22 protein-coding genes are annotated in these 25,500 nt (G+C 70.1%); 7 read left to right on the top strand and 15 right to left on the bottom strand.

The features are described 5' to 3' along the window. Positions 1 to 265: 265 nt before the first annotated feature. The 7 genes from ACYCO6_RS32180 to ACYCO6_RS32150 form a co-directional block, all read right to left on the bottom strand. The gene (locus ACYCO6_RS32180; protein WP_459767011.1) at positions 266 to 1,405 is read right to left on the bottom strand and encodes an amidohydrolase/deacetylase family metallohydrolase; all 1,140 of its coding nucleotides are present in this window, start codon (positions 1,403 to 1,405) and stop codon (positions 266 to 268) included. Positions 1,406 to 1,425: 20 nt separating this feature from the next. Continuing rightward, positions 1,426 to 2,442, bottom strand: coding sequence for an ABC transporter ATP-binding protein (locus ACYCO6_RS32175; protein WP_459767009.1), 1,017 nt, complete (start codon positions 2,440 to 2,442; stop codon positions 1,426 to 1,428). Further along, positions 2,439 to 3,449, bottom strand: coding sequence for an ABC transporter ATP-binding protein (locus ACYCO6_RS32170; protein ID WP_459767006.1), 1,011 nt, complete (start codon positions 3,447 to 3,449; stop codon positions 2,439 to 2,441). The genes ACYCO6_RS32175 and ACYCO6_RS32170 overlap by 4 nt, the downstream gene beginning before the upstream one ends. Then, complete coding sequence (locus ACYCO6_RS32165) at positions 3,449 to 4,375, bottom strand: ABC transporter permease (RefSeq protein ID WP_459773817.1); 927 nt, start codon at positions 4,373 to 4,375, stop codon at positions 3,449 to 3,451. The genes ACYCO6_RS32170 and ACYCO6_RS32165 overlap by 1 nt, the downstream gene beginning before the upstream one ends. A 44-nt stretch (positions 4,376 to 4,419) precedes the next feature. Then, on the bottom strand, positions 4,420 to 5,361 hold the full coding sequence (locus ACYCO6_RS32160; protein WP_459767004.1) for an ABC transporter permease: 942 nt from the start codon (positions 5,359 to 5,361) through the stop codon (positions 4,420 to 4,422). A gap of 194 nt (positions 5,362 to 5,555) precedes the next feature. Then, positions 5,556 to 7,142, bottom strand: a complete 1,587-nt coding sequence (locus ACYCO6_RS32155) for an ABC transporter substrate-binding protein (protein ID WP_459767002.1) — start codon at positions 7,140 to 7,142, stop codon at positions 5,556 to 5,558. 508 nt (positions 7,143 to 7,650) lie between these two features. Beyond that, on the bottom strand, positions 7,651 to 8,928 hold the full coding sequence (locus tag ACYCO6_RS32150) for a polyhydroxyalkanoate depolymerase (protein WP_459773815.1): 1,278 nt from the start codon (positions 8,926 to 8,928) through the stop codon (positions 7,651 to 7,653). Positions 8,929 to 9,175: 247 nt separating this feature from the next. Between ACYCO6_RS32150 and ACYCO6_RS32145 the strand changes: the two genes are divergently transcribed. From ACYCO6_RS32145 to purQ, 5 genes are all read left to right on the top strand, one after another. Continuing rightward, positions 9,176 to 10,561 carry an ActS/PrrB/RegB family redox-sensitive histidine kinase gene (locus ACYCO6_RS32145; protein WP_459767000.1) on the top strand — a complete coding sequence of 462 codons (1,386 nt, stop codon included), beginning with the start codon at positions 9,176 to 9,178 and terminating at the stop codon, positions 10,559 to 10,561. A 46-nt stretch (positions 10,562 to 10,607) separates the two neighbouring features. Further along, positions 10,608 to 11,207, top strand: coding sequence for an ActR/PrrA/RegA family redox response regulator transcription factor (locus ACYCO6_RS32140; protein ID WP_459766998.1), 600 nt, complete (start codon positions 10,608 to 10,610; stop codon positions 11,205 to 11,207). A 104-nt stretch (positions 11,208 to 11,311) separates the two neighbouring features. After that, a complete protein-coding gene (locus ACYCO6_RS32135; protein WP_459766996.1) occupies positions 11,312 to 11,551 on the top strand; it encodes a hypothetical protein in 240 nt (79 codons plus the stop codon). Positions 11,552 to 11,728: 177 nt separating this feature from the next. Further along, a complete protein-coding gene (gene purS / locus ACYCO6_RS32130) occupies positions 11,729 to 11,968 on the top strand; it encodes a phosphoribosylformylglycinamidine synthase subunit PurS (RefSeq protein WP_459766994.1) in 240 nt (79 codons plus the stop codon). Further along, complete coding sequence (gene purQ, locus ACYCO6_RS32125; protein ID WP_459766992.1) at positions 11,968 to 12,648, top strand: phosphoribosylformylglycinamidine synthase subunit PurQ; 681 nt, start codon at positions 11,968 to 11,970, stop codon at positions 12,646 to 12,648. Before purS ends, purQ begins: the two co-directional genes overlap by 1 nt. A 642-nt stretch (positions 12,649 to 13,290) precedes the next feature. Here purQ and ACYCO6_RS32120 read toward each other — a convergent pair. The 5 genes from ACYCO6_RS32120 to ACYCO6_RS32100 all read right to left on the bottom strand — a co-directional run bounded on the left by ACYCO6_RS32120 (position 13,291) and on the right by ACYCO6_RS32100 (position 19,952). Beyond that, the gene (locus ACYCO6_RS32120; protein ID WP_459766990.1) at positions 13,291 to 15,723 is read right to left on the bottom strand and encodes a penicillin-binding protein 1A; all 2,433 of its coding nucleotides are present in this window, start codon (positions 15,721 to 15,723) and stop codon (positions 13,291 to 13,293) included. A gap of 170 nt (positions 15,724 to 15,893) precedes the next feature. Next, positions 15,894 to 17,141, bottom strand: a complete 1,248-nt coding sequence (locus tag ACYCO6_RS32115; protein WP_459766988.1) for an N-acetylmuramoyl-L-alanine amidase — start codon at positions 17,139 to 17,141, stop codon at positions 15,894 to 15,896. A gap of 128 nt (positions 17,142 to 17,269) precedes the next feature. After that, the gene (locus ACYCO6_RS32110) at positions 17,270 to 17,734 is read right to left on the bottom strand and encodes a hypothetical protein (RefSeq protein ID WP_459766986.1); all 465 of its coding nucleotides are present in this window, start codon (positions 17,732 to 17,734) and stop codon (positions 17,270 to 17,272) included. A gap of 274 nt (positions 17,735 to 18,008) precedes the next feature. Continuing rightward, a complete protein-coding gene (locus ACYCO6_RS32105) occupies positions 18,009 to 18,362 on the bottom strand; it encodes a phasin (protein WP_459766984.1) in 354 nt (117 codons plus the stop codon). A gap of 336 nt (positions 18,363 to 18,698) precedes the next feature. Further along, positions 18,699 to 19,952 carry a glycosyltransferase gene (locus tag ACYCO6_RS32100; RefSeq protein WP_459766982.1) on the bottom strand — a complete coding sequence of 418 codons (1,254 nt, stop codon included), beginning with the start codon at positions 19,950 to 19,952 and terminating at the stop codon, positions 18,699 to 18,701. A 112-nt stretch (positions 19,953 to 20,064) separates the two neighbouring features. Here ACYCO6_RS32100 and ACYCO6_RS32095 point away from each other — a divergent pair, with 112 nt between their 5' ends. Continuing rightward, entirely contained in the window at positions 20,065 to 21,330 is a 1,266-nt protein-coding gene (locus tag ACYCO6_RS32095; RefSeq protein WP_459766980.1) for a glycosyltransferase family 4 protein, read from the top strand. A 117-nt stretch (positions 21,331 to 21,447) separates the two neighbouring features. Then, complete coding sequence (locus ACYCO6_RS32090; RefSeq protein ID WP_459766978.1) at positions 21,448 to 21,627, top strand: hypothetical protein; 180 nt, start codon at positions 21,448 to 21,450, stop codon at positions 21,625 to 21,627. Positions 21,628 to 21,675: 48 nt separating this feature from the next. On the opposite strand, the gene ACYCO6_RS32085 is transcribed toward ACYCO6_RS32090, so the two are convergent. The 3 genes from ACYCO6_RS32085 to ACYCO6_RS32075 form a co-directional block, all read right to left on the bottom strand. Beyond that, the gene (locus ACYCO6_RS32085) at positions 21,676 to 23,358 is read right to left on the bottom strand and encodes an acyl-CoA dehydrogenase family protein (protein ID WP_459766976.1); all 1,683 of its coding nucleotides are present in this window, start codon (positions 23,356 to 23,358) and stop codon (positions 21,676 to 21,678) included. Positions 23,359 to 23,578: 220 nt separating this feature from the next. Continuing rightward, positions 23,579 to 23,785, bottom strand: a complete 207-nt coding sequence (locus tag ACYCO6_RS32080) for a hypothetical protein (protein ID WP_459766973.1) — start codon at positions 23,783 to 23,785, stop codon at positions 23,579 to 23,581. 80 nt (positions 23,786 to 23,865) lie between these two features. Beyond that, positions 23,866 to 25,416 carry an FAD-dependent oxidoreductase gene (locus ACYCO6_RS32075; protein WP_459766970.1) on the bottom strand — a complete coding sequence of 517 codons (1,551 nt, stop codon included), beginning with the start codon at positions 25,414 to 25,416 and terminating at the stop codon, positions 23,866 to 23,868. Between the last annotated feature and the right edge of the window lie 84 nt (positions 25,417 to 25,500).

Genomic DNA, 25,500 nt, shown 5'->3' with positions numbered 1-25,500 from the left:
CGGAGATGGTCCGGCCCTCACGGGAAAGTGTATCGGCCTCGATCGGAGAGTGTAAAGCCGGGGACACCCAGCCAGTCGTTCCGGATGCTGCAGCTGTCAGGAGGTTTGAGACGGCGGCGAGCCAGGTTCCGGGCGCAGCCTCCGAGCTGTCGCGCCAATCCGAGCCTCTCACAGCCGAGGTTGGACGCTTCCTCGCCAACGTCCGGGCCGCGTAGGCCGGCGGTCCCGGCCCGGACCTGCGGGTCTCCGGGCCGGGGGCCCCGGTTCAGGCCGGGTGCCACCACGCCCCGCGCAGCACCACCCCCTCGGCGGTGATGCGCCGGTCTCCCGTCATGTGCTCGCCGCGGGTGTCGACGTAGCCGAATGCCCCGTCCCTCACCGCCAGCACGGTGGCGTCGCCGAGCGCCCCGACCTTCAGGGTCCCGTATTCCATGCGCTTCAACGCCACCGCTGCGTTCACCGTGGAGGCGGCGATGACGTCGTTCAGGCTCATGCCGAGGCAGAGCAACTTCGACATCGTGGTGACCTGGTCGAAGGCCGGCCCGTCGATGCAGAGCTGGTGCACGTCGGAAGAGATCGTGTCCGGCAGGAAGCCGCCGGCCAGCATCGCCCGGGCGGTCTTGAAGGCGAACGAGCCCTTGCCGTGGCCGATGTCGAACAGCACGCCCCGCGCCCGGGCCTCGCGCAAAGCCGGCTTCACGGCCCCCTGCGCGGTCACCGGTGAGTTCGGGAAGGGCCGGAAGGCATGGGTCAGCACGTCGCCGGGGCGCAGCAAGGCGAGAACCTGCTCGTAGCTCGGCGGCGGCTCGTCGATATGGACCATCAGCGGCAGGCCGGTCTCCTCGGCGACTTGCAGGGCGATGTCGAGGGGCGCGGTGCCCTGGTCGCCCGAGGCGTGGCGCCCGACCCGGACCTTGATGCCGACGATCACGTCCCGGTTGGCCTCGGCAACCTCGACGGCTTCCCGGGGCGCCATGAGCCGCGGGTCCTCGCTCTCGCCGACCATGACGGTCTTCGAGAAGCCGAAGATGCCGGCAAACGACACGTGCAGGTAGGCGAGGATCCGCGCCTGCGCGCGCTCGATCACGTGGCTGCGGAAGCCCGCGAAATTGCCGGGCCCGGCGCTGCCGGTATCGACCGAGGTGGTCACCCCGGAGGTTCGGCAGAACGCGTCGGCGTCGATGCCGAGCGAGGTGCCGCCCCAGTAGACGTGGGTGTGCAGGTCGATCAGGCCCGGCGTGACGATCGCGCCGCCCATCTCCCGCACCTGCGTGCCCGGGCCGGCCGGCAGGTCGCGGCCGAAGCCCGAGACGCGGCCGTCCGCGAAGGCGACGTCGCAGATCCCGTCGTGGTTCTGCGACGGGTCGATGACCCGCGCGCCTTTCAGGATGAGGTCGTGCTGCACGTCTGTCTCCGGAAGCCGTGTCAGGCCGCTCGGGCGGGGGCGGCAGTGTCGTTGAGGTGGCAGGCGGCGAAGTGGCCGGCGCCCACCGCGTCGAGGCCCGGCACCTCGGTCCGGCAGCGGTCGAAGGCGTGCGGGCAGCGGGTGTGGAAGCGGCATCCGGCGGGCGGGTTGATCGGGCTCGGCACGTCGCCCTTGAGCACGATCCGGGTGCGCCCGGCCCCGGGCTCGGGGATCGGCACCGCGGACAGCAGCGCCTGGGTGTAGGGGTGCTTGGGCGCGAGAAAGAGATCGCGGCGCGGCCCAATCTCGACGATCTTGCCGAGATACATCACCGCCACCCGGTGGGTCATGTGCTCGACGATGGCGAGGTCGTGCGAGATGAACAGCATCGCGAGGTCGAGCTCGCGCTGCAGGTCGCGCAGCAGGTTGACGATCTGCGCCTTCACCGAGACGTCGAGCGCCGAGACCGCCTCGTCGCAGATGATCAGGTCCGGCTCGGCGGCGAGCGCCCGGGCGATGCCGATGCGCTGGCGCTGCCCGCCCGAGAACTCGTGCGGGAAGCGCCCGAGCGCCTCGCGCGGCAGGCCGACCCGCTCCATCAGGCTGGCCAGCCGGCTCTCCAGGTCGGCGGCGTTGCGGGCAAGGCCGAAATTGCGGATCGGCTCGGCCAGGATCGCCCGCACCCGCATCCGCGGGTTGAGCGAGGAGAACGGGTCCTGGAACACCATCTGGATGTGGCGCCGCAGGGGACGGAGTGCGCCTGCCGAGAGGTCGTCGATGCGCCGGCCATTGAGCACCACCTGGCCGCCGGTGGGCTCGTAGAGGCGCATCAGCGCCTTCGCGACGGTGGACTTGCCGCAGCCGGATTCACCGACGAGCGACAGGGTCTCACCGCGGGCCACCGTGAAGGACAGGCCATCCACCGCCTTGAGCACGCGGGTCTGCCGGCCGAGCAGGCCGCCGCCGAGGGCGAAATGCTTCTTGAGATCGTTGACCTCCAGCAGGGTGCGGGAGGCGAGTGCAGGGGAGAGGCTCATGCCGCGAGCGCGTCCTTGGGCGCGTAATGACAGGCGGCGAGGTGGCCGGGGGCCTTCGGCTCCAGGGCCGGAGCGTAGGCGCGGCACAGGTCGGTGACGTCCGGGCAGCGCCCGGCGAAGACGCAGCCCTCGATCCGGTCCTTGAGGCTCGGGACCATCCCGGGGATCTCGGCGAGCCGTTCGTCGCCGCCATGCTCCACGGCCCCGAGCTTCGGCACGGCGCCGAGCAGGCCGCGGGTGTAGGGATGGCGGGGTGCGCGGAACAGGTCCCGGACCGGCGCCTCCTCGACCTTGCGGCCGGCATACATCACCACCACCCGGTCGGCGACCTCGGCCACCACACCGAGATCGTGGGTAATCAGCATGATCGCTGCGCCGACGCGAGCCTTCAGGTCGCGCATCAGGTCGAGGATCTGGGCCTGGATGGTCACGTCGAGGGCCGTGGTGGGCTCATCGGCGATGAGGAGCTTCGGCGAGCAGGCGAGCGCGATGGCGATCATCACCCGCTGGCGCATGCCGCCGGAGAGCTGGTGCGGGTATTCCCGCACCCGTCGCCGCGGCTCGGGGATGCCAACCAGCGTCAGCATCTCCACCGCCCGTTCCTCGGCCGCGCGCCGGCCCAAACCCTGGTGGAGACGCAGCGTCTCGCCGATCTGGCGGCCCACCGTCAGCACCGGGTTCAGCGAGGTCATCGGCTCTTGGAAGATCACGCTGATGTCGTTGCCGCGGATCTTGCGCATGGCGCTGTTCGGCAGATCGAGGAGGTTGGTCCCCTCGAACCTGATGGCACCGGCGATGCGGGCCGGCGGCTCGGGCAGGAGTCGCAGGATCGACATCGAGGTCACCGACTTGCCGCAGCCGGACTCGCCGACGATCGCCAGGGTCTCGCCCGACTGGATCGCGAAGGAGACCCCGTCCACCGCCCGGTTCACCCCGTCGGGGGTGCGGAAATGGACCTGCAGGTTCTCGATCGACAGGAGGGGTGCGCCGCTCACGCCTGTGCTCATCACACGTCCTTCGCCATGCGGGGATCGAGGGCGTCGCGCAGGCCGTCGCCGACGAGGTTCACCGCCAGAACGGTGAGCGAGAGGAAGATCGCCGGGAACAGGATGATGTAGAATTTCACCTGCCAGAGCGCCCTTCCCTCGGCCATGATGTTGCCCCAGGAGGGCGTGGCCGGCGGCACGCCTGCGCCGATGAACGACAGGATCGCCTCGGTGATCATCGCGGAGGCGCAGATATAGGTTGCCTGCACGGTCATGGGCGCGAGCGTGTTGGGCAGGATGTGGCGCCAGATGATCGCCGGCATCCGCGTGCCCGTGGTCACCGCCGCCTCGACATAGGGCTGCTCGCGCAGCGACAGGACCACGCCACGCACGAGGCGGGCCACACGCGGGATCTCCGCGATGGTGATCGCCACGATGACGTTCTGGATGGAGCCCCGGGTGAGCGCCATCAGCGCGATGGCGAGCAGGATCGGCGGGATCGACATCATGCCGTCCACGATCCGCATGATCACGCCGTCGAGCCAGCGCACCATGCCGGAGACGAGGCCGATCGCCAGCCCGGCGATCGAGGCGAGGAACGCCACCGAGAATCCGACGAGCAGCGAGACCCGGGCGCCGTAGACCACCCGCGAATAGACGTCGCGGCCGAGCATGTCGGTGCCGAACCAGTACTGGGCGGAGGGCACCCGGGTGCGCTTGGCCGGCGCCAGGGCGGTCGGATCGACGGTACCGAGGTAGGGAGCCAGCACCGCCATCAGGAACACGATGAGGAGCAGGACGCCGCCGACCACGATGGTCGGGTTGCGGCGCACGTAGGACCAGACCCGCCCCCGGCGCCGGCGCACCGGGATCACGTCCGGCAGCGGCGCCGCGACGGCGAGGCCTGGTGGAGGCGGCGCCTTGGGGAACGTCCCTTCGGGCGGGATACCCGCGGGACGGGCGCGATCGGGGACGGGCGCGACGGTCGCGGTCAATAGCGGATCCTCGGGTCGAGCACGGTGTAGAACAGGTCGATGGCCAGGTTCACGAGCACGTAGACGAAGCTGAACAGCAGCACGACGCCCTGGATGACCGGGTAGTCGCGCCGCAGGATCGCATCGACCGTGAGGCGCCCGAGGCCGGGAATCGCGAAGACCGTCTCGGTCACCACCGCGCCGCCGATCAGCAGGGCGATGCCGATGCCGATGACGGTGACGATCGGCACCGCGGCGTTCTTGAGGGCGTGGACGAACAGGACCGGCCCCTGCGCCAGCCCCTTCGCCCGGGCGGTGCGCACGTAATCCTGCTGGAGCACGTCGAGCATGGTCGCCCGGGTCACCCGCGCGATCAGCGCGATGTAGACGAGGCCGAGCGTCACCGCCGGCAGGATCAGGTTGGACAGCCAGGGCCACAGGCCCTGCTCGATCGGCGTGTAGCCCTGCACGGGCAGCCAGCCGAGCTGGAGGGCGAAGACGTAGGCCAGCACGTAGCCGACCACGAAGACCGGCACCGAGAAGCCCGTCACGGCGAGCCCCATGACGAGGCGGTCGATCAGGCTGCCGGCCTTCCAGGCCGCCACGACGCCGAGCGGCACCGCCACCACGATGGCGAAGACCAGGGTGACGAGCATCAGCGAGACGGTGGGCTGCACCCGCTGGCCGATCATGGTGGAGACCGGCAGATTGGTGAAGATCGAGGTCCCGAGGTCCCCGTGGAGGATCTGCCAGGACCACTCGCCGAACCGCACCAGGAAGGGCTGGTCGAGGCCCAGCGAGGCGCGGATGCGGGCGACGTCGTCAGGCGTCGCCTGATCGCCCGCGATGATCGCCGCCGGATCGCCCGGGGCGAAGTAGAGAAGGCTGAAGACGAACAGCCCGACCACCGCCATGACGGGGATGGTGGCCAGGATGCGCCTGCCAATATAGCCGAGCATGGGTCCCCGCTATCGTGCCGGCTTGCAGGACCCCGAACCGTCTCCGGCCGAGGCGCGGGTCCCCTCTCCCGTTCGGGAGAGGGACAGGGTGAGGGTTGAGACCGTGCCGGAGAGGTCGCACCCCGCACCCCAGCCCTCTCCCGCACGGGAGAGGGCGCGCGTCGCGCTGCCGGCGCGGGTCAGAGCGCGACCCATCACGCCTTCGAAACCCCCCAGGTGAAGGGGATCGGCCCCTTCACGATGCCCGAGACGTTCTTGCGCCACGCCTGGTAGCCCAGGAAGAACCCGGTCGGGACGTAGACCACGCCCTCGCAGGCGGCGGCGTTGCATTTGTCGATGGCGGCCTTCTCGGCGGCCGGATCGGCGGCGTCGAACCACTCGGCGATGGCCGCCTCCACGGGTGGGATGTCCGGCCAGCCGAACCATGCCTTGTCGCCGTTGGCGCGCACCGCCGGGTAGCCTGCCGGGTTGATGGTGTCGGCACCCGCATGCCACGTGTGGAACATGTTCCAGCCGCCCTGCGACGGCGGTGCCTTGGAAGCCCGGCGGGTGCCGGTGGTCCCCCAGTCGGTGGCGACGAAATCGACGTTGAAGCCCATCTGCTTCAGCAGGTCGGCGGTGATGTCGCCCTGCGCCTTGGTGATCGGCTGGTCCTGCGCCACGATGCAGATGACGGGCTCACCCTTGTAGCCGGCTTCCTTGAGCAGCTTCTGGCCGAGCTTGATGTCGCCCTTGCCGACCTGGGCGCCGCCGGCCTCGCTGTAGAGCGGTGTGCCCGGGGTGAAGAAGCCCGGGAGCGTCTTCCACAGGTTATCGTCGTCGCCGACGATCGCCCGCATGTAATCCTCCTGGCTCATCGCGACCATGACGGCCTGGCGGATCTTCGGGTTGTCGAAGGGCGGGTGCAGGTGGTTCATCCGGAACGACCCGATATTGCCCAGCGGATCGGCGATATCGACGTTGATGCTGCTGTTCTTGCGCAGGAGCGGCACGAGGTCCGAGATCGGGTTCTCCCACCAGTCGACCTCGCCGTTCTGCAGCGCGGCCGAGGCGGTGGCCGCGTCCGGCATGATCACCCACTCGACCCGGTCGACCAGCATGCGCTTCCCGCCCGCCAGCCAGGAATTCGGCTCGTCGCGGGGCTTGTAGTCGGCGAAGGTCTCGAACACCGCCCGGGCGCCCGGCACCCACTCGTTGCGGACGAACTTCATCGGGCCGGAGCCGATATACTCGGAGATCTGCGTGAACGGGTCGGTCTTGGCGATCCGCTCCGGCATCATCAGCGCCATCGGGGCGTTGGTCTTGCCGAGCGCGTAGAGGAGCTTCGGGAACGGCTTCTTCAGGCGCCAGCGGAAGGTCTTGTCGTCGGTGGCCGCCAGCTCGTCCTGGACGCCGCGGATCATCAGGCCGATCGGGTCGCGGGCCATCCAGCGGTTGAGGCTCGCCACCACGTCCTTGGCCAGCACCGGCTCGCCGTCATGCCACTTGAGGCCGGGGCGCAGCCGGAAGGTCCAGGTCAGCTTGTCGCCCGAGACCTCCTCGGACTCGACCATCTGGCGCTGCGGATTCAGCTGCGCGTCGACGCCGTACAGCATGTCCCAGACGAGGGTGCCGGCGTTGCGCACCACGTACTGGGTTCCCCAGATCGGATCGAAGTTGGCGAGGTTCGCCTGGGGGACGAAGCGCAGCACCTTGGCCCCCTGGGCCAGAGCCGGCCGCGCGATCTGCGGTGCGGCCAGCCCGAGCGCGGCCGAGCCCTTCAGGAACGTCCTGCGGTCCATCGTGATCTCCCTGGCGGTGCGGGTCTCAAGCACTGATCGCCGGCCCACACCTTGTGGGCGAGTTTGAACGGTTCTGATGCAGGGGCGCAATGGCCCGGCGTGACAACGGAGCTCGAGCGAGCGCCGGCCCGGCCACAGACCGGGGGACGGAAACAGGGCGGATGCTGACGGGGCCGGCGCTGATCGAACTCACGCCCGACATCACGCAAGCTCCGCGCCAGCCCGGCAGGAAGTGCGTTATGTATTCAGGAATGAGGAGGCGCGCCGGGGCCCCGTTCCGGCGAGTTGCTGAATGTGCAGACCGATCCGGCCCGTCCCGCTCGAGACCGAGCGCGGGTCCCCCTCTCCTGGAGGAAGTGGGACACGATGAGGGGTGTGCGGCTTGCGGGAGGGGCTCGCGCCGAACGTGCGGCGGGGGCGCGCTCAGTCGTGACCGTTCTCGCCCCTCACCCTGACCCTCTCCCACACGGGAGAGAGGGCGTGTGCGGGGTCCGGGTCGGCTCCGCGCTCAACCCACTTGGCGCAGATGCGCGCCGCGCACGCCGGGGGCCGCCTGCATGGTGCGGATGAAGGCGGCGATGCGGGGCGCGATCACCGCGCGGTAACGCGAGCCGTTGAACACGCCGTAATGCCCCACGCCCGCCTGGAGGTGGTAGGCCTTGCGGGTTTCCGGCAGGTTCGGCGTCAGGTCGAGGGCCGCCTTGGTCTGCCCGACGCCGGAGATGTCGTCGTTCTCGCCCTCGACCGCGAGGATCGCGCAGCGGCGGATCGCGCCGAGATCGACCGGCGTGCCCCGGTGCCGCATCCGGCCCTTCGGCAGATCGTGGTCGACGAACACGGTCTGCACGGTCTGGAGATAGTACTCCGCGGTGAGGTCCATCACCGCGAGATACTCGTCGTAGAACTCCCGGTGCTTCTCGGCCGAGTCGCCGTCGCCCCTCACCAGATGGTCGAACATGTCCGAATGCGCGGTGACGTGGCGATCGAGGTTCATCGCCATGAAGCCCGACAATTGCAGGAAGCCCGGATAGACTTGGCGCCACGCGCCCGGATAGATCGGCGGCACGAGGCTGATCGTGTGGCGCTCGAACCAGGCTTGGCCCCGCTCCTGCGCCAGGCAGTTCACCGCGGTGGGCGAGCGGCGCGTATCGATCGGGCCACCCATCAGGGTCATGGAGGTCGGCACCGCCGGCTCGTCGGCCGCTTCCATCAGCGCCACCGCGGCGATCACCGGTACCGCCGGCTGGCACACCGCCATGACGTGCAGGTCCGGCCCGAGGACGGCGAACATCTCCTGCAGGTAATCGACGTAGTCGTCGAGATCGAATCGCCCGGCGAGCAGCGGCACCATCCGGGCGTCGGTCCAGTCGGTGATGAACACCCGGTGGTTCGGCAGCATGGCCTCCACGGTGCCGCGGAGCAGCGTGGCGTAGTGCCCCGACATGGGCGCGACGATCAGCAGCTTCGGCTGCGCCTCGGCGGGAGGGGTGCCGAACGCGCGGTCGAAGGCAATCAGCCGGCAGAAGGGCCGCTCCCAGACGACGCGCTCCGTGACCGGAACGGCGGTGCCGTCGACCACGGTCTCGGTCAGCCCGAAGGCAGGCTTGCCGTAGCGGCGGGTGACACGCTCGAACATCTCGCAGCCGGCGCTGACGGAGCGCGCGTAGGGACCGTAGGCGAGGGGGTTGCCGGGCATCTGGAGCCCATAGCGCGTGAGATCCGCCGCGACCCGGGCGGGCGCCATCAGGGCACGCGCACCCTCGTACATCGAGTAGGCCAGGAGCATCGTCACCTCGCGGTCTCGGTCCGGCCGCCGGCGTCCAGCCGCGCGGCTCGGACCGCGGCAACCCGAATCAAAAGGATAATGTTCCAGACTGAACGATTATGGAACATCTTGGCGACGGGTAGACTTGCCCGTAGCGACACGAGCCCGCGACAATTCGGCCGCGACGAGGCGGTGGGACGGATTGCCGGGCTCCCCGCCTCTGCGCCATGCGGTAGGGATCCGCGAGGAAGCCGCACCGAAGCAGCGCATGCCCGATACCGATCTCAGCGGCCTCGGCCGCGACGCCCGCCACTTGCGGCTCGACACTTTCGTCCGCCTGCGTTGGCTCGCCATCACCGGCCAGAGCGCGGCGGTCGTCGGGGCGCAGTTCGGCCTCGGCCTGCCCCTGCCCTTCGGCTGGTGCTTCCTGGTGATCGCCACCTCGTCCTGGCTGAACCTCGCCCTGCGGATCCGCTTCCCGGCGAGTTACCGGCTCAGCGACGATTCCGCGGCTTTGCTGCTCGCCTTCGATATCGTGCAGCTCGCCGCCCTCCTGTTCCTCACGGGTGGCCTGCAGAACCCGTTCTCACTGCTGTTCCTCGCACCCGTGCTGATCTCCGCGACCGCCTTGCCGCCGGAGCGGACGCTGGCGCTCGGCCTGCTGGCGGTGGGCCTCGCCACCCTGCTCGCCCTGGTGCACCGGCCGCTGCCCTGGTTCGCGGACGGCCGGATCGAGCTGCCCTTCCTGTACGTCTCGGGGGTCTGGACCGCGATCTTGCTGGGCACGGCCTTCACGGGCGTCTACGCGTGGCGGGTGGCGGAGGAGACGCGGCTCCTCGCGCAGGCGCTGGCCGCCACCGAACTGGTGCTGGCCCGCGAGCAGCACCTGTCGCAACTCGACGGGCTGGCGGCCGCGGCTGCCCACGAGCTGGGCACCCCGCTCGGCACCATCATGGTGGTGACCAAGGAGCTGATCCGCCAGCTCGGGCCCACGGCGTCGCCCGCGGTGGCGGAGGATCTCAACCTGCTGCGCGAGCAGGTCGACCGCTGCCGCGGCATCCTCGGCAAGCTCACCTCCCTCGACGGCGACGGCGCGGGCTTCCTGGAGACGGTCACGTTCAGCCACCTCGTGGAGGAGCTGGTGGCGCCCCAGCGGGCACTCGGCGCCGCCCTCGACGTCACGAGCGCCGGGGACGGGCCGGAGCCGGCCTGCCGCCGCAACCCGGGGGTGATGTTCGGGCTCGCCAACATCCTCGACAACGCCGTCGACTTCGCCGAGGCGCGGGTCTCCGTGGAGGGGCGCTGGACGCCGGACCGGGTCTGGATCGAGATCCGCGACGACGGTCCGGGCTTCTCCAGCGAGGTGCTGCTGCGGGCGGGCGAGCCCTACGTGACCACCCGCGGCCACGACCGACCGCAATCCGGCGAGACCGTGGGAGCCGGGCTCGGTCTCGGGCTGTTCATCGCCAAGACCCTGATCGAGCGCTCGGGCGCCCAGCTCGCCCTGATGAACGTCGCGGCACCGGATGCACACGGGGCGATCGTGCGCGTCTCCTGGGCCCGCCACATCTTCGAGCGCGGCGCGGTCCCGCGACATTCTCCTGAACTCAATATCCGCCCCCCCCTGCCCCCGCGCGATGTCGTCCCTATATGAGGGACAGACCAAGAACTCGACCACGAAAACCCGAAAGGAGCGCCGGATGCTCACGCAGCCCGGGACCTCGGCAGCGGCAGACGCTGCCGTGATCAATGATGCCGATCCGCTGGCCGCCTTCTCCGACCGTAGCCTGTTGATCGTCGACGACGACAAGCCCTTCTCGACGCGCCTCGCCCGCGCCATGGAGAGCCGCGGCTACCACGTTCAGGTCGCCGACAGCGTCGCGGACGGCGTCTCGGCCGTTGAGGCGCGGGCCCCCGCCTTCGCGGTGATCGACATGCGCCTCGGCGACGGCAACGGGCTCGACGTGATCGCGCGTCTGAAGGAGCGTCGGCCGGAGGCGCGCGGCGTGATCCTGACCGGCTACGGCAACATCGCCACTGCCGTGACGGCGGTTAAGCTCGGCGCCTTCGACTATCTCGCCAAGCCCGCCGATGCCGACGAGATCCACGGCACGCTGATGGCGCAGCCCGGAGAGCGGGCCGACCCGCCCGAGAACCCGATGTCGGCGGACCGGGTGCGCTGGGAGCACATCCAGCGCGTTTACGAGCTCTGCAGTCGCAATGTCAGCGAGACGGCCCGGCGCCTGAATATGCACCGGCGGACGCTGCAGCGGATTCTGGCCAAGCGCGCCCCGCGCTGAGAGGTCGCCCGGGCGGTCGGTTGCATCGCCCCACCTCGGTGGGCTAGCTGCACGGGTCCCGGATGGTTCCATCCGGGACCCGGAGTTTTTCGAGGGTTGATCTCGTGAACGGGCGCAACGCCATCACCATCGTGAGCATGATGGTCCTTGTCGGCACCGAGGTGTTCGCTGTCGCCATCGCGGCCGGATGGGCGATCGCCGGCCTGTTCGATCTCGGGGAGCGGGTCGGCCACGTACTGATGGGCCTCTTCAGCCTGTTCGCAGCTTGGATCATGCTTCAACTCTGGCGGCGGGCGACCAGCATCGAACCGCTGCGGACGCATGCAGCCTCCCCGGGCCGATAGGCACGGTGAAGCGGTGGCCTGCGCGCTGCGGGTTGTCTTTGACGGGTCGATCGGTGCTGTGCGTGCCGAGTGTTCGACAGGCCGCCGGCCTTCCTGTTAGAAACGGTCTCCGGCAGCCTGTGTAATGATGCCGCAGGTCCTATTTCCGTTCCGGCCACGCGTGAGACCCGAGAATCCATGAAAGCCCGTATTATCGTCACCCTGAAGACCGGCGTGCTGGACCCGCAGGGCAAGGCGATCGAGGCCGCGCTCAAGTCCCTCGGCATCGAGGGCATCGACGGCGTGCGGCAGGGCAAGGTCTTCGATATCGAGGTCTCGGCGACCGACGGGGCCGCCGCCGAAGCGACGCTGCGGACGGCCTGCGAGAAGCTCCTGGCCAATACCGTCGTCGAGAATTACGCGATCGAGATCCTCTGATGCGCGCCGCGGTCGTCGTTTTTCCGGGTTCGAACCGCGAGTCGGACGTCGTCCGGGCGCTGCGCCGCTCGGGCGCGCAGGTGAGCCTCGTCTGGCACGCGGACCACGAGCTGCCGGCTGGCACCGACCTTGCCGTCCTGCCGGGCGGCTTCTCGTACGGCGACTACCTGCGCTGCGGCGCGATCGCCGGGCGCGCGGCCGCCATGGATGCCGTGCGGGCGCACGCCGCCCGCGGCGGACTCGTGCTCGGCATCTGCAACGGTTTCCAGATCCTGTGCGAATCCGGGCTGCTGCCCGGCGTGCTGATGCGCAATGTCAATCGGCGCTTCATCTGCCACCGGCAGACGCTGCGGGTCGAGCGTGCGGATACCCGCTTCACCAGCGCCTACACGGCCGGTCAGGTGATCGACGTCTGCGTCGCCCATGGCGAAGGCAACTACTTCGCCGATCCGGACACCCTGGCGCGGATTGAGGGCGAGGGCCGCATCGCCTTCCGGTACTGCGATGCGAACGGCAACATCACCGTGGAGGCCAACCGCAACGGATCCCTCAACGCGATCGCGGGGGTCTTCTCGGAGAACTGCAACGTGCTCGGGATGATGCCGCATCCCGAAAACTTCGTCGAAGGCCTGATCGGCGGGACCGACGGACGCGGCCTGTTCGACAGTCTCGCCGCGTGAGAGCCAAGCGCGAAGATTGCCATTAACGGGCCATTAAGGTTTTTGAGACATAAAGAGGCATCCAGAGATCTGGATGTCGAGTCGGATATTTTCGTCCGCTCTGTTTGATGCCTCCCTGATGACTCCTCGAAGCCGCTCCGATCGGGGCGGCTTTTTTCTGTGCCTCGATCGGGGTTGGGAGGCCTGCGGCGCTCTCCTCGGACCCGACGCGCGCTCCGCCTCAAAGGGCGACCAGACGCGTCCCTCTCCCTCGGACGCCAACGGCCGGGAACACCAGCGCGGCTCCCGTCCCCTGGCGATCCCGGTTTCGGCTGGAATCGCTCAAGCTTGCGGCTGGAAGCCAGGGATTGGGGTCAGTGCGGACGCTCACAGCGCTCGATCCTGTGCCATCTCCGTCCGAGATCTTCGAACTCCCGCCTGTAAGGTCGCGGGCTACGCACTCGGGTCGTTGCGCCGGTCACAGAGCGCGACGCACTCCCTCTCCCGTCAGGAGAGGGCCCCGCGCCCCGTCCTTCGCGAACGAAGCCGTCCAGGCTCGAATCTCTGCAGCCCGCAGCCGCGGCGGACGGGGAGCCTGCGCCCCGGGGATCCGCTTCCGGGAACGGTCGGTCCCGGACAAGTCCGGGACCGACGGGCGTTGCCTCAGTACAGGCCTCCAGCCTGCGCGGCCCGGTCGGCGTCGGGCGGCACCGCCGCAGCCGCGGGCGCCGCGCCCTGTCCGCCCGAGGATGGCGCCACGTAGGAGTCGGGCGGCGCGGTGCCGGGCTTGAACGCCTCCAGGATGGTCCCCGCACCCTCGCCCGAGCCGGCCCGGGTGCCGCTGCCGAGATTGATGCGGATCAGCTTGATCCCCGGGGGCACGCGGAACGGCGTCGGTGGCTTGTCCTTGAGGGCGGTCTTCAGGAACTCGAGGGCGATCGGCGCCGCCAGCCCGCCGCCGGTGGCGCGATCACCCAGCGAGCGGGGCTTGTCGAAGCCGATATAGATCCCGACCGCGAGGTCCGGCGAGAAGCCCACGAACCACGCGTCCTTGGCGTCGTTGGTCGTGCCAGTCTTGCCGGCCAGCGGCTTGCCGATCTGCTTCAGGATGGTGGCGGTGCCGCGCTGCACCACCCCCTCCATGATCGAGACCATCTGGTAGGCGGTGAGCGGGTCGAGCACCTGCTCGGAATCGTCCACCAGCTTCGGCTCGTCCTGGCCCGACCACTTCTCGGCATCGCAGCCGATGCACTTGCGGTTGTCGTGCCGGTAGATCGTCTCGCCGGTCCGGTCCTGGATCCGGTCGATCAGGGTCGGCCGGATGCGCCGGCCGCCATTGGCCAGCATCGAGTAGGCGGTGACCATGCGCATCACCGTGGTCTCGCCCGCGCCGAGCGACATCGGCAGAACCGGCAGCAGGTCGTCGTAGACGCCGAAGCGGCGGGCATACTCGGCGATGAGCGGCATGCCGACGTCCTTGGCGAGCCGCACCGTCATCAGGTTCTTCGAGTGCTCGATGCCGTAGCGCAGGGTGTGCGGGCCGCCGGACTTGCCGTCGTAGTTCGAGGGCGTCCACGCCTCCTGGCCCGGGCCGGCCTCGATGGTGATCGGCGAATCCTGCACGATCGAGGCCGGCGTGTAGCCGTTGTCGAGCGCCGCCGAGTAGACGATCGGCTTGAACGAGGAGCCGGGCTGGCGCATCGCCTGGGTGGCGCGGTTGAACTCGGATTCGTCGTACGAGAAGCCTCCGACCATGGCGTGGACGCGGCCGGTATTCGGGTCCATGGCCACGATGGCGCCGGAGACCTCGGGCTTCTGGCGCAGCCTGAACTGGCCGCGGCCGCCCTCCATCGCCTCCACGTAGACCATGTCGCCGGGCTGCAGGTTGGCGCGGCCGGCCCAGCGCATGCCCTCGGGCGTGATCACGCCGGTCTCGCGGTCCTTGGCCACCTGGCCGGAGGCCTCGCGCCGGGGCTGGAGGCCCACCTGCACGCCACCGCCGCCGTTGCCCAGCACCACGGCGAGCCGCCAGGGCGCCACGTCGCCCAGCGCCGGGACCTCGGCCGCCGCCATGCCCCAGTCGCGCCCGGTCAGATCCACCTTGGTGACAGGGCCGCGCCAGCCATGAGCCTGGTCGTAGCGCACGAGGCCGTCGACCAGCGCCTTGCGGGCCCAGGCCTGCATCTTCGGGTCGAGGGTGGCGCGCACCGAGAGGCCGCCCTCGTAGAGCTTCTTCTCGCCGTAGCGCTCGGAGATCTCGCGGCGGACCTCCTCGGTGAAGTAGTTGGCGTTGGCGGCGTTCGGGAAGGCGACGCGCGGATTGACCCCGAGCGGCATCTTCTTGGCGGAATCCGCCTCTTCCTTCGTGATGTAGCCGTTCTCCGCCATCAGGCGGATGATCTCGTTGCGGCGGTCGAGCGCCGCCTGGGTCTTGCGATAGGGGTGGTAGTTGTTCGGCCCCTTCGGCAGGGCGGCCAGGTAGGCCGCCTCGTTGATGGTCAGTTCGTGGACCGACTTGCCGAAATAGTCGAGCGCGGCCGCCGCCACGCCGTGCAGGTTGCGGCCTGGCACGATGGTGCCGAGGAAGATCTCGTTGAGGTAGAGCTCGAGGATCTTGTCCTTCGAGTAGGCCGCCTCGATGCGAAGCGCCAGCAGCGCCTCCTTGATCTTGCGGTCGTAGGTCTGCTCGGAGGACAGCAGGAAATTCTTGGCGACCTGCTGGGTGATGGTCGAGGCGCCCTGGCGCTTGCCCGACTTGGCGTTGGTCAGGAAGGCGCGCACGATCCCCTCGGGATCAATGCCGCCATGCTTGTAGAAGTTCTTGTCCTCGGCCGACAGGAAGGCCGCCACGACGATCTTCGGCATCGCCTGGATCGGCAGGTACAGCCGGCGCTCGCGGGCGTACTCGGCGAGCAGCGAGCCGTCGGCCGCGTGGACGCGGGTCATCACCGGCGGCTCGTAATTGGCGAGCGCCGCGTGGTCCGGCAGGTCCTGGCTGTACTTCCAGTAGAAGTAGCCAGCCACCACCGCGCCCACCATGAACAGCACCGCGCCAGCGCTGAACAGGATCCCGAAGAAACGAAGGATCAGACGCATCCGGTGTTCCGCTCGTCGCTGGCCCGGCCGCATGCCGGAATCGGCTCATCCGGCGCGTGCACCCGCTCTCGATGCGGTTGGCCCCCGGATAGTCCTGTCAGGCCCCCTCGGAATGCCGGTTTCGACGGCGGTGCGACGGGGCGTTCGGACGTCCCGTATCGACACTCTATCTATGGTGAAACTGGGGCGACGGCTGCCGAGCGGCGCGTGACGGTCGGTCGGCCCAGGGTGGCGCGATTGGTGAAGAACAGGTCGATCGCCTTGGCCATGGAGCCGGTGACGCCGGCCCGCCAGTCCGGCGATTGCAGCATCTCCAGGTCGCGCTTGCTCGACAGATAGCCGAGTTCCACCAGCACGCTTGGCACGTCGGGAGAGCGCAGGACCACGAAGCGCGCCTCGCGGTGGGGCTTGGAACTCATCTCCATCACGGGGGCGAGCTGGCCCATCAGGGTGCGGGCGAAACCCGAGGAGAAGCCGCGGGTCTCCCGCAGGGTCAGCTCCTGCAGGATGTCGGCGATGTCCGGGGGCGCCTCGGCGGCGTCGGCGCCGGCGGCGGCGTCGGCCCGGTTCTCGCGCTCGGCGAGCTTGGCGGATTCGGCGTCCGTGGCCTTCTCGGCGTTGGTGTAGATCGTGGCGCCGCGCACCTGGGGGGCCGCCGAGATCGAGTCCGCGTGGATCGAGACGAACAGGTCGGCCTTGGCCTCGCGGGCGAGGCGAACCCGCTCGGCGAGCGGCACGAACACGTCCCGGTCGCGGGTCATCCGGACCCGGTAGCGGCCGCTTGCCTCCAGCTTCTCGACCAGCGACTGCGCGAAGCCGAACACGATATCCTTCTCGAACACGCCGCCCACCGCGATCGCACCGGGATCGGTGCCGCCATGGCCGGCATCGACCATGATCAGGGGGCGCTGGTCCGTGGGCTCGGGCGGGGCGCTGCGGGCCTGGGCGGGGGCGGGATCGGCGGCAGCGGCCGCCTTGCGGAACGCCTCGCGATCGGCACGCTGGAGCGGGATCGTGAGCAGCACGGCCCCGTCCCGCGGCCGCGTCACCGTCTCGACCTTGCCGACCGTGGCGGGCGCGGCGAGGTCGATGACGATCCGGGAGCGCCCGGGGGCGAACAGGCCGTAGCGGAAGGATTGCACGAGGCCGTCGCGCCGGCTGCCGGTCCCGGAGTCGAGCTGGAAATTGACCTCCGGCAGGTCGATCACCGCCCGGTCCGGCCGCTCCATCACGAAGCCGCGGGCCTCCACGGCCCGGGACAGGGTCAGGGTGAGGCGGGTGGTCCCCGCCTGGCTCGCGAGATCCGCCCCGATTGCGACCGCGGGCTTCTCACCGTTCTGCGCGGCCACCGGCGCTCCCGCCAGCGCCAGAGCGAGGCAGAGACAGGCGGAACGGATCAGGCGCGTGCAGCTCGGCATCGGTCCGGTGTCGTTTCCCGTGCCCTCCGTTAAGGCATGGGACCGGCTTGGTTAACGATCGGTTGCCGCCGCTGGTTTCGATCCGGCCGCTGTTGTTGCCGCGATGCGACAACCCCGGTCGTGCCGCGTCAGAGAAAGGCGACGACGCGGCTCGCCTTGCTGACCACCGTCACCCAGCAGGACAGGGAGGCGTCGGCGGCGCGCTGGACCTCGCTCACCTGCAGGCGGATCACGTCGGCCGGCGAGCGGGCACCCGAGAGGGCTCGCAGATGGGCAAAGGCTGCCTCGCCCTCGCTCCGGACGTAGCGGGCAATGGTGGAGCCGATCTCGATGATGTCGAGGCGTTCGGGCGCGAACACGATCCGGTTCTGCGCCGAAAGGACGGCGATGGACGGCGCGACCGCCACAGGCAGGTCCGACGCTATGTCGTCGTGGGTGTCGGCCGCAGCGTCTTGGGCAACCGGCTCGACCGCTTGGGCGGGCGTTTCGGCCGACCCGGAAGCCTCGGCCTCGGGAGCCAGCCCGTCATCCGGAACTTCGACCGGCACCGCGGCGAGCACCGGATCGGCAGGCGTGTCGGCCACCGCGGACACGTCCGCATCCAGGGGCGGTTCCGGCTTCCAGGTGGAGCGGGGTCCTCTCGGTCGACGCGGCTTTCCCATCGCGCGATGTCCTCCTGTCCGCTTCACGCCGACCTAACGGAGCGGGGGCCGGAAGGCTGCGCAGTACCCACCCTGCGGCTCCCTCGGCACCGCGCCTGCGACGCCCGGGCGTCAGGTCGGAAGGTCCGGCAGCCGGGAGCCGGCTGACCGAACCCTGAGAGTGCACTGTCCGATCCGCGGGGACCGGCCAGCGCTCGACCGGCCCTTAGCGGGCGGCGTTCTGGGCGAGGGTGCCGTAATCCTTGGCCTGGGCCTGGAAGGCGGCGAACTGGCTGCGGACGAACTCGGACTGCAGCTCGAACGCCTCGCGAAGGTCCTTCGTGCGCACGAGCTTCTGAGCGAAATCGAAGGTCGCGTTGGCGTTGGCCTGGGCGTGATCGAACCCCTTCGCGACCGCAGCGCTGAGGGTCGACTGGAAGGTCTGACCCGAGGCCTGGACCTGCTCGGCGGCCTTGACGGCGTTGGCCATCATGGTGCCGACAGCGTTCCGGGCCTGGTCGACGCTCTTCTCAGCGAAGTCGCGCATCTCGGTCGGAATCTCGAAGTTCGGGGTCTGCATCGGTGTCTCCAGCATGATCCTTGGAGCGGGACGCCGGCTGCGTCCGCGTTGACGCGCCTCTATATGTTGCACTGCAACAGGAAGTCAAGTGCATATTCCGGTGCCGAACCGAACCCTGAGGGCTCGATAAAATGCCGAACCCAGGATCTCGCAAAGTCCTCGGGTCTCTCGGCCGCCTCTTTGGCGGCTTGCGACCAAGCTCTGCCGTTTATCAGAGCCGGCAGAATTGGTCACCACGGCTCCAGTCGGGTTTACAAAAATCTATCCCGTTGTCCATAGGATCACGAACAGACCGGTAATTCTTGTCATGACCCATCAGGCCGCGGTGATCCACGATCAACGCAGTCCGAGCAGCGCTCCCGAATGCTGCACCGCACCAGTGGCAGCCCCGCGGAACCCGGCATAGACCGCTTGGAGCGCGGCGGCGTGCGTCGCCAGCGTCATCGGCTTTGCGCGGAACCGGGCGCGGGCCTCCGCCCCGAGGGCGCCGGCGCAGGCGTCGTCGCGCAGGGCCGCGAAGGCTGCCGCCAGCGACCCGACCGCGGGGGCGACCACGAAGCCGGTCTGCCCGTGCCGAACCTTCTCGGAAGCCCCCGACCGCTCGGACGCCACGACCGGCAGGCCCGCCGCCAGGGCCTCGTAGACGGTGAGCGGGCCGGTCTCGTACCAGCGCGACGGCGCGGCCAGCGCCCGGGCGCGGGACCGCAAGATCTCCCAGACAGCCTCGGGCGGCTGCCAGCCGATGACCTCGACACCGGGCCGCGCGCGCAGCTCGGCCTCCAGGGGGCCGGCGCCGATGAACAGGGCCGGGAGCCCGGCGGCCCGGGCGGCCTCGGCCACGAGGTCGGCCCCCTTCTCCCGGGTCAGGCGCCCGACATACGCGATGGCGTCGCCGCGGGCGGGCGCGGCCGGCGGCCCCTCCGGGAGCCGGACCGGGTTGTCGATGCGATGGTGCGTGACGGCGCAGCCGTCGAGCAGGTCCCCCAGCCGCCGCCGGCTGGCGTCGCAGACATGGACCACGTGGAGCGGACGCCCCTTGAGGACCTGCCGCAGGGCCGCGGTGCGGGCGACGCGCACGAGCTTGTGCGCGCGGCTGCGGGCGTCGCAGGGCGCCGCGATGCAGGCGGCCGAGAGGGGCGCGAGCCCGCAGGGCTCGGCCCGGTCGAAGCGGTAATGGACGCCGTTCGGGCAGACCAGGAAATAGTCGTGCAGGGTGACGACCAGCGGCACGTCGAGCCGGAACAGGACCGGGAAGATGGCCGGCGACAGCGCGCGGGTCCACTGGTGCAGGTGGATGCAGTCCGGCCGCGCCGGGAGCCCGTCGAGCGCCGCCGCGAGGCTGCGCGCCGCCGCCCCGTGCCAGATCCCGGCCGCCGCCGCCCGGACCCCGCCCAGGGACCAGATGTCGGGCAGGCCGAGCACGATCCGCCGGATGTTGCCGTGGTCGAGCATCCGGTCGGCCTCGCCGGCGATCGCCTGGATGTAGGTCACGGCGAGGCCGGCCTCGGCGAGCCCGCGGGCCGATTCCAGCGCGACCTTCTCGGCCCCGCCGCTGGCGGCGGCGAACTCGGCCAGGATCACGACATGCATGGGACTCGTCTCGGCCTCAGAGGCCGGGAGGATGGGGAAGATGGGTTTACGCGGGATCAACCGCCGGCGGTTACAGACTTCGATCCCGGATCAGAGCGGCGGAAATCCTGACGTGCACGTCGTCCTCGTCGCAGACCACGCCGCGATCAACGGCGGCCAAGCCAAGGTCGCCATCGAGTCCGCCCTGGGGCTCGCCGCCCGCGGCGTCCGCGTGAGCCTGTTCGCGGCCGTCGGCCCGGTGGATCCGCGGCTGGAGCCCGCCGGCATCCGGGTCGTCTGCCTGGAGCAGGACGACGTCACCACGGCGCGCAGCAAGCTGGCCTTCGCGGCCCAGGCGATCTGGAACGGCGCGGCGAGCCGCGCCCTGGCGGCGGAACTCGCCGCCTGCGACCACCGGGACACCCTGGTGCACGTCCATGCCTTCGCCAAGGCGCTCTCGCCGTCGATCGGTACGGCTCTGCGGGCCTCCGGCCTGCCCTGCCTCTACACGATGCACGAGTTCTTCCTGGTCTGCCCCACCGGCGGCTTCTACGCCTATCCGGAGCAGCGGATCTGCCACCGCACGCCCATGTCGCCCTCCTGCATGGTGGCCAATTGCGACGCGCGCAGCTACCCGCGCAAGGTCGCCCGGATGATCCGCCATGCCGGGCTCGCCCATGTGGCCAAGCTGCCGGAGCTGTTCGCCCACATCGTCACGATCAGCGACCTCCAGGAGAGCGTGGTGCGGCCGCTGATGCCCCGTGGCACCGTGTTCCATCGGGTCGACAACCCGATCGCGGTGGCGCAGGCGCCGGTGCACGACGGCCCTCCGGGGGACTTCCTGTTCGTCGGGCGGATCTCCACCGAGAAGGGGGCCCCGATCTTCGCCGAGGCGGCCCGCCGGGCCGGGGTGCGGGCGGTCTTCGTGGGCGACGGCTCGGAGCGGGCCGACCTCGCCGCGCGCTACCCCGAAGCCGTGATGCTCGGCTGGCGCGACGCCGCCGCCGTGCAGGCGCTGATGCGGCGGGCCCGGGCACTGGTCTTCCCGAGCGTCTGGTACGAAGGCCAGCCGCTCACCGTCTACGAGGCCCTGGCCTGCGGCACGCCGGTGATCGTCAGCGATGCCTGCGCGGGCCGCGAAGCCGTGGTCGACGGCGAGACCGGATTCTGGTTCCGCTCGGATGACCCGGACGCGCTGGCCGCCCATCTGAGGCGCCTGTCCGACGACGGGCTCGCCGCCCGGATGGGCCGGGCGGCGCACGGCCGCTACTGGGCCGCGCCCCTGAGCCTCGACACCCATCTCGACCGGCTCGAGGGCGTCTACGGGTCCGTGATGCGCGAGGCCGCCGGTGGGCGGGCCGCCGGGCCGGCCACCGCCCGCCCCCTGGCGACGGCCTGAACCGGACCGGATGGCGCGATTGACGCGGCGGCCCGGAAAGATCGGAAACACCCGCCCTCCTTCGCGTTGACGCGCACCGGCACCTTCGCGTGCCCCCGTCACGGACGAGCGAGAGAGATGGCCGAGGATCAGAAGCGTCAGAACGAGACCAAGCCGGGCTTCCAGCAGGGCAGCGCCAAGCCGGGCGACGCGAAGCACCCCGACAACAAGCAGGAGAAGCTCAGCGAGCGCCTCGACGAGGCCCTGGAGGAGACGTTCCCCTCGAGCGACCCGGTTTCGGTGAAGGTCACCAAGTAGGGACGGCTCGCCGGGCGGCGTCAGGCCGCCCGGCCGATCCCGCAGGGCTCAGGCGGCTTCGAGCAGGCGCCGGGCGATCACCTGGGCCTGGATCTCCGCAGCGCCCTCGAAGATCGAGAGGATGCGCGCGTCGCACAGGATGCGGCTCACCGGGTATTCCAGCGCGAAGCCGTTGCCGCCGTGGATCTGCAGGGCGTTGTCGGCCGCCGCCCAGGCGACGCGGGCGCCGAGCAGCTTGGCCATCCCGGCCTCCAGGTCGCAACGCTTGCCGGCATCCTTCTCGCGGGCCGAGAAGTAGGTGAGCTGGCGGGCGATGTTGATCTCCACCGCCATCATGGCGAGCTTGTCGGCCACCCGCGGGAAGTTGACCAGCGCCTTGCCGAACTGGACCCGCTCCTCGGCGTAGCGCAGGCCGACGTCGAGGGCCGACTGGGCGACGCCGATGGCGCGCGCCGCGGTCTGGATGCGGGCGGACTCGAAAGTCTGCATGAGCTGGGCGAAGCCCTTGCCCTCGACCTCGCCGAGCAGGTTGGCGGCGGGGACCTCCAGCCCCTCGAAGGCGAGCTCGTACTCCTTCATTCCACGGTAGCCGAGCACCTCGATCTCGCCGCCCGACAGGCCCTGGACCGGGAAGGGATCCGCGTCGGTGCCGCGCGGCTTCTCGGCGATCAGCATGGAGAGACCCTTGTGGCCCTTCTCCTCGGGCTTGGTGCGCACCAGGACCGTCATGATGTCGGCGCGGACCGGGTGGGTGATCCAGGTCTTGTTGCCGGTGATCTTCCAGACGTCGCCCTCCTTGACCGCGCGGGTGCGCAGGCTCGCGAGGTCGGAGCCGGTGTTCGGCTCGGTGAAGACGGCGGTCGGCAGGATCTCGCCGCTCGCGATCCTCGGGAGGAAGCGGTTCTTCTGCTCCTCGGTGCCGCCGCACAGGATCAGCTCCGCGGCGATCTCCGAGCGGGTGCCGAGCGAGCCGACGCCGATATAGGCCCGGGACAGCTCCTCGGAGACCACGCACATGGCCGTCTTGGGCAGGCCCATGCCGCCATATTCCTCGGGGATCGTCAGCCCGAAGACGCCGAGCTCGGCCATCTTCTGGATGATCTCCATGGGGATGTAGGCGTTCTTCAGGTGCCACGCATGCGCCTGCTCCACCACCTCGGCCTTGCCGAAGCGGCGCATCTCGGAGCGGATCGCCTCCATGTCCTCGTCGAGGCCCGAGGCGCCCACCGTGGCCGAGCCGCCGCCGTCGCGCATCTGCGCCACCAGGGCGGCGCGGTTCTCAGGGGTGTTGCCCTCGGCGATCAGCGTCTCGACCGCCTCGGTGCGGAACTGCGCCACCTCCTTGGCAGAGAGACCCAGCGAGCCGGTTGGGCGGACCATCTCGCCCTGGCTCATGGGGATGCCGGAGAAGAGCTGGTCGAGATACTCGCCGGCGCCGATCCGGACGAGGAGCGACTCGGTCTCGCCGAACCGGCCCTCGGCCTGGAGGCGCTCGGCGTAGCCGCCGAGTTCGCTGATCGCCTCCGCGTAGGTGGCGATCCAGGCGAGCCCGTGGGCCGCGTGCTGCTGTCCCTCGAGCTTGGCCGCATCGATCCGCCCGTCCGTGCCGAGGATCCGCGTCCGGACCCGGCGCGTGGCCTCTGCCACGAGGGCCTTGGCGCTCTCGCCGGCTGCCTTGGTGAGGGCCACGATATCCTGCGGCTCTGTCGCGATGGCGGGGAATGCGGACATGGTTTTTGGCTCGCGTGGCGTCTTATTGGATCGCGTCTTCTAACCCGTCCGGGCCTCGAGCCGAAGCAGATTTCGTTTGCGGCGCCTTGAACTCAAGTTGAATACGCCGCCCCGCGGCACAGAGCGCGATCCATCGAAGTCGACACGCACGGATCATGACGACGCAGGGTGGATCGGAGATTGATCAGGGCTGTCGCGTTCCGACCAAAAGGCGTGCGGCTCAGTGCTTCTGCTCGCAGCGCGTCTTCACGTAGGCACCGTCCTCGCCCTTGAAACCGGCATTGGCCGCGAGCACCGGACCCTGGATCAGGCATTCCTGCAGCGTGTGGGCCGGGCCGGTCACCACGTCGATGGCGGTGTCGCGCGAGCAGTCCGGGGCCTGCACGGAGGCGGCGCAGATGAGGGCGACGACGATGATCTGGCTCATGGGGCCTCCCGTGGGTCGGGCCCGGCTCTCCGGCGACGGGCGGTAACAGGCGAAAGGCGCGGGCGCGGACCGCGGTTCCCTCAGACGTAGGCGGCGAGATCCGCGCCGCCTTCGATCGCCTCGGGGCTCGGCACCCGGCCCTCGCCCAGCAGGTGCAGGAACGCCGTGAAGGCTGGATTGCGGCCGATGCTGCAGGCGGCGGTGACGCGGCCCTTCCGGACGTAATAGGCGATGAAGTCGAGCGCCGCGGGGTCGCCCTGCAGGATGATCCGCTCGAAATCCGGCGCATAGCCGCCGTAATCGAGGCGCTTGTCGCCCTGGTTGCTCCAGAAGAACGGAGCGCCCGAGAATCCGCCGCCGGCTCCCAGGATCGCTTTGGCCACGTGCGTCCCGTGCTGCTGCGCGAGCCGCCAGTGCTCGATCCGGGCAGTGAGACCGCTGCCGTGCTCCGGGAAGGCCGCGATGTCACCCGCTACCCAGACGCCGTCGGCGAGCTTCAGGTCGGCGCCGACCGGGATACCGCCCTTCTCATCCGGCTCGACTCCCGCGATCACCCCGGTCTCCGGGGCGGCGCCGGCGCCGATCAGCACGATGTCGGCCTGCAGCCGCGTGCCGTCCTCGATCTCCACCGCCTCGACGGATCCGTCTCCGGCAATCCGCGCGACGCTTCCGGTCACGAAGGTCACGCCGTTGCCGGCGTGAAAGCGCTTCAGCGCCGCGCCCACGGCCTCACCGAAGCGCTTGGCGAAGGGGATCTCCTCCCGCGACAGGACCGTTACGGCGAGGCCGCGCTTGGTCAGGAAGGCCGCCGCCTCCAGGCCGATGAAGCCCGCCCCGATCACCACCACGCGCTTGGCCCGCTCCGCAGCGGCGCTGAGCCGCACCGCATCGTCGAGGCTGCGGAGCACCGTCACGCCCGCGCGGTCGCGGCCTTCGAAATCCGGCATGGCGGCGCGGCTCCCGGTGGCGATCAGCAGCGCGTCGGCGCTGAGCACCCGCCCGTCCGCCAGGGTGACGCTGCGGGTCGATGGATCGATCCGGGTGGCCTCGGCCTCGATCCGCGCGACTTGGTGCGTGGCGGCGAAATCCGGTTCGAGCAGGGTCTTCTCCGCCGGGGTCGGTTTCGCCAGGAACTGCTTGGACAGCTTGGTCCGGTCGTAGGGCGGATGCGCCTCCCGGCCGACCATCGTGATCGTGCCGGAGAAGCCCTCCCGGCGCAGGGTCGTCACGCAGGCAACCGAAGCCGCGCCGGTGCCGACGATCAGGACATGCGCCACGGGCGTCTCGGCGCGCCGGGCCGGGGCGGGCTCGGGGGCCAGGGTCGCCACCGCCTCGCCGCCCTCGATCCGGACGGGATAGCGGGTGAGCGGTTCAAGGGCCGGCGGCTCCTCCAGGCTGCCGTCGGCGAGCGCGAAGGCCGCCTTGTGCCACGGGCAGTAGAGCCGACCGCCGCAGATCTCGCCCTTGGCGAGCGGCGCCCCGAAATGCGGGCACTTGGCCTGGAAGGCGCGCACGCCGTCCGCGTCGCGCACGAACAGGACCGCATCCTCGCCCGCCTTGCCCTCGGCCTTGCCGCCCAGCGGGATCGCGTCGAGGGCGAGCCGGATCTCGCGGGGCTTGTGCTGGTCCATCGTCGCCTCGCTCGGTGCCGGCCTCGGACCGTATCGGGCCCGCGCGCATCAAGTCGCGAGGCGGCCCAGGGTTTCCGGGCCGTG

The sequence above is a fragment of the Methylobacterium sp. CM6257 genome (assembly GCF_054611515.1).
This window is presented reverse-complemented; position numbering and strand designations above follow the sequence as displayed.